Source organism: Candidatus Allofontibacter sp. (genome assembly GCF_040404065.1).
Classification (GTDB): Bacteria; Pseudomonadota; Alphaproteobacteria; order Pelagibacterales; family Pelagibacteraceae; genus Fontibacterium.
Genome location: NZ_JBBAJM010000002.1, coordinates 16613 through 17496, shown reverse-complemented (window position 1 = coordinate 17496; position 884 = coordinate 16613). Strand labels below are relative to the sequence as shown.

Genomic DNA, 884 nt, shown 5'->3' with positions numbered 1-884 from the left:
AAGAACTGTAAGTAAAAATGTAAATAAGAACTGTAAGTAAAAATGTAAATAAGAACTGTAAGTAAAAATGTAAATAAGAAATATAAGTAAAAATGTAAATAAGAAATGTAAATAAAAAATCAAAAAATATTTGAAAAAAAAAATATTTTTAGTATTATTAAAATCTAAAATGTCAAATATCATTGACATAGAAAATGAAACGTTAGATAATTTGATACCAATTCATCCTAAAAGAAAAAGAGTATATGAGAAATTTTACGAATTGATTAAAAAGAACGCAAAATTGCGTTCTGATAATAATACAAAAGAAACAAGTTTAAGTGATCTAGAAATAAAAAAGATGACATTAAATATTGAAAGAGGTATTTTTAATCATTCTTTAACATTATATAAAAAAGTTGATTTTAATGAAACTTGGAATGAAGTTTTTAAAAATGTATATATAAATAGATCTATATTAGTATATGATAATTTAAATCCAAATGGTTGTATAAATAATAAAGATTTATTGAATAGATTATTTTATAAAGAATGTAATGAATTTGATCTAACTTCTTTTGGTCCAGAACGTCTTTTCCCAGAACGTTGGAATGAAATAAAAAAAAGTATTTCAAAAGACGACGAAGATGTTATACATACTATAAATGTATCAGATAGACCAGATGGATTATTTAAATGCGGAAAATGTAAAAGTTATAAAACAGAATACAATGAACGTCAAACAAGAAGTGCCGATGAACCTACAACTAAATTTTGTTATTGTTATAATTGCGGAAATAGATGGAGATTCTGTTAACTACTTTTTTAAAAAAAAAGTAATCAAAAAATACTTTTTTAAAAAAAAAGTAACCAAAAAAATCAAAAAATATAAGTAAAAATGTTAA

The 884-nt window shown here is 21.3% G+C and carries 1 protein-coding gene; it reads left to right on the top strand.

Going from position 1 to position 884, the window contains the following annotated elements:
• Nucleotides 1-169: 169 nt before the first annotated feature.
• Nucleotides 170-796, top strand: a complete 627-nt coding sequence (locus AC8IG9_RS06095; protein ID WP_507425923.1) for a hypothetical protein — start codon at nt 170-172, stop codon at nt 794-796.
• Nucleotides 797-884 lie beyond the last annotated feature (88 nt).

What these genes read in the sequence shown, in the direction of transcription:
- AC8IG9_RS06095 (WP_507425923.1), top strand. Translation starts at nt 170, where the DNA reads ATGTCAAATATCATTGACATAGAAAATGAAACGTTAGATAATTTGATA.